General features: G+C 70.4%; 4 protein-coding genes. 3 read left to right on the top strand and 1 reads right to left on the bottom strand.

What is annotated here, in order from left to right:
• From JWN68_RS11045 to JWN68_RS11035, 3 genes are all read left to right on the top strand, one after another.
• The coding region (locus JWN68_RS11045) for an aspartate/glutamate racemase family protein (RefSeq protein ID WP_297738662.1) at positions 1 to 222 on the top strand (222 nt) is incomplete at its 5' end.
• A 63-nt stretch (positions 223 to 285) separates the two neighbouring features.
• Positions 286 to 1,839 carry a hydantoinase/oxoprolinase family protein gene (locus JWN68_RS11040; protein ID WP_297738659.1) on the top strand — a complete coding sequence of 518 codons (1,554 nt, stop codon included), beginning with the start codon at positions 286 to 288 and terminating at the stop codon, positions 1,837 to 1,839.
• Positions 1,836 to 2,942: a DUF917 domain-containing protein gene (locus JWN68_RS11035; protein WP_297738657.1), complete on the top strand. Its 1,107-nt coding sequence runs from the start codon at positions 1,836 to 1,838 to the stop codon at positions 2,940 to 2,942. The genes JWN68_RS11040 and JWN68_RS11035 overlap by 4 nt, the downstream gene beginning before the upstream one ends.
• Here the strand turns inward: JWN68_RS11035 and JWN68_RS11030 are convergent.
• On the bottom strand, positions 2,928 to 3,166 hold a 239-nt coding region (locus JWN68_RS11030; RefSeq protein WP_297738655.1), incomplete at its 5' end, for a helix-turn-helix domain-containing protein. The genes JWN68_RS11035 and JWN68_RS11030 overlap by 15 nt on opposite strands.

The raw sequence follows: 3,166 nt of genomic DNA, 5'->3' as shown, positions 1-3,166 counted from the left end.
GTCGTGGACAGCCACGAGGCGGACGTGATCGTCCTCGGCTGCACCGGCATGATCGGGGTCGCCGCCGCGGTGCAGAAGCGGCTCGAGGCCGACGGTGTCTTCGTGCCCGTCATCGACCCGACGGGCGCCGCCATCCTCTGGCTGGAGTCGCAGATCCGCCTGGGAGTCCGTCCCAGCCGGGCCACCTACATGCCCCCGCCGCCCAAGGAACGCCGCATGTGAGGTCCGCCCGCAGCGGAACTCCTGACCTCGACTCACATTCTCAGCTCGGAAAGGCAGTGGCACATGCGCATCGGGATCGATGTGGGAGGCACGAACACCGATGCCGTCCTGATGGACGGCCATCAGGTAATGGGCGCGGTGAAGTCGGCCACGCAGCCTGACGTCTCCTCGGGCATCAAGGCCACCCTCGAAAGCCTCCGGGAGCAGAGCCCGTTCGCGCCGAGCGACATCCGGGCCGTCATGATCGGCACCACCCACTTCATCAACGCGCTCATCGAGGCCCGGCAGCTGGCGCCCACGGCCGTGCTGCGGCTGGGGCTGCCCGCGACGAGCTCGCTGCCGCCTCTCGTCGACTGGCCGGAGCGGCTCGTGCAGGCCATCAGCGGCCGGGCCTACCTGGCGCACGGTGGCCACGAGTTCGACGGCCGGCACATCGCGGAGATCGACGAGGGCGAGCTGCGCCGCCACGTCCAGGACATGGCCGCGCACGGCATCCGGTCGCTGGCGATCTCGTCGGTGTTCTCTCCCATCAACTCCGAGTTCGAGCTCCGTGCCGCCGAGATCGTCGCCGAGGAGGTCGGGGCGGACATGGCGATCTCCATGTCCCACGAGATCGGCCGCGTCGGACTGCTCGAGCGCGAGAACGCCACGATCATCAACGCCGCCCTGCGCGAGCTGGCCCTGGGCATCGTGGGCGGGCTTGCGGACACGCTGGCGGGCCTGGGCATCGAGTCGCCGCTCTATCTGAGCCAGAACGACGGCACGCTGATGGACATGGAGTTCGCCCGCCGCTACCCGGTGGCGACCTTCGCCTCCGGACCCACCAACTCCATGCGCGGCGCCGCCATCCTCTCGGGCCTCAAGGACTGCGCGGTGGTCGACGTCGGTGGTACGACGAGCGACGTCGGCGTCCTGACCAACGGGTTCCCCCGCGAGGCGACGACCGAGGTCACGGTGGCGGGCGTACGCACCAACTTCCGGATGCCCGACGTGTTGAGCATCGGCATCGGGGGCGGCAGCCTGGTCCGCGGCAACGAGGCCGGGGTGACCGTGGGCCCCGACTCGGTGGGCTACCGGCTGACGCAGGAAGCACTGGTCTTCGGCGGCAGCACCGTGACGGCCACCGACATCGCCGTCGCGTCCGGACGCGCCGACATCGGCGACCGCTCGCTCGTGGCCCACCTCGACAAGTCGATGATCGAGGCGGCCCTGGCCCGGATCGGCACGGACGTCGCCGACGCGGTGGAGCGCATGCGCACCTCGGCGGACTCCCTGCCCGTGGTAGCCGTCGGTGGCGGCTCGATCCTGCTGCCCGACCGGCTTGAGGGCTGTGGCGACGTCCACCGCCCCGAGCACTTCTCCGTCGCTAACGCGATCGGAGCGGCCATCGCCCAGGTCGGTGGCATGGTCGACCGCATCTACACCATCGCGCCCGGGCAGCGCGAGGCGATCTGCGACGAGGCCCGGCAGGAGGCGCAGGACCGCGCCGTTGCGGCAGGTGCCGACCCGACGACGGTCTCGATCGCGGACTTCGACGAGGTGCCGATCCCGTACCTGCCCGGCAACGCCACCCGTATCCGCTGCAAGGCGGTCGGAGACCTCTGGATGGAGCGATGAGCATGCGTGTCACCCCCAAGGACCTGGTCCCCATGGCCCGCGGCGCGGCCGTGCTCGGCGGCGGCGGTGGCGGCGACCCCCACATCGGCCGCCTGCTCGCCGACAGCGCCATGCGCGAGTTCGGCGACGTCGAGATCGTGTCCCCCGACACAGTTCCCGCCGACGCGTTCGTGCTGCCGATCGCGATGATGGGGGCCCCGACGGTGATGGTGGAGAAGATCCCCACGGCCGGCCAGATCTCCCTGGCGCTGGAGACCCTCGCCCGCTACCTGGGGCGGACGCCGACCCACGTCGCCTGCATGGAGGCGGGGGGCGTGAACTCCATGGTGCCGTTCGTGGCCGCCGCCCACCTCGGGCTGCCGCTGATCGACGGGGATGCCATGGGCCGCGCCTTCCCCGAGCTGCAGATGGTGCTGCCCACCATGTCCGGCGTCTCGGCGACCCCGATGTCGATCGTCGACGACAAGGGCAACCGGGGCGTCTTCGACACGATCGACAACAACTGGGCCGAGCGGCTGGCCAGGTCCGCGACCATCGACATGGGGTGCGCCCCGATCGTCTCGCTGTACGCGATGTCGGGCGCCGAGGTGCGCGACTGCTTCGTGCCCGGCACCCTCAGCCTCTGCCTCTCCATAGGGTCCGCCATCGAGAGCGCCCGGGCGAACAACCTGGACCCGGTGCACGCGCTGGTCGGGGCGCTGGGCGGCAAGCTCGTCCACACCGGGAAGGTCGTCGACGTCACCCGTCGTACGGTCACCGGATTCGCTCGCGGTGAGGCCGTCGTGACCGGGCTGGACGACGCGGCCGGGAGCAAGATGGTCCTGAAGTTCCAGAACGAGCACCTCATCGCCGAGCTCGACGGGGAGGTGCTGGTGACGACGCCGGACCTGATCGTCGTCGTCGACGCCGAGACCGGGGAGCCGATCACGACCGAGACCCTCCGCTTCGGGCATCGCGTCGCGGTCGTCTCCGCCCCGATGGACGAGCGCTGGCACACGCCGGCCGGCATCAAGCTGGTGGGACCTCGCTACTTCGGCTACGAGCTCGACCCGATCCGCTTCGACGCCACCCCCTCGCAGAACGGGCGCCTATCCCACGTCTGAGGGTGGCATCCAGATCGTCCGGCAGGCCAGGTGGAGCGCCAGCCTCTCGGACGGGTCGGCGAGGTCGACAGCGAGCAACGACCGGATGCGGGACAGTCGCTGGGACACCGTGTTGCGGTGGATCCCCAGGATTGCGGCGGTCTCCGACACCGACGACTCCTCGTCGAGGTACGTCGTGAGCGTGTGCAGCAGGTCGCCGGGCTGACCCTCGAGGGGAGCCAGGA

The organism is Nocardioides sp., from assembly GCF_025964975.1.
Lineage (GTDB): Bacteria > Actinomycetota > Actinomycetes > Propionibacteriales > Nocardioidaceae > Nocardioides.
Note: the sequence above shows the minus strand (reverse complement) of the source record. Positions and strands in the feature narration are given on the sequence as shown.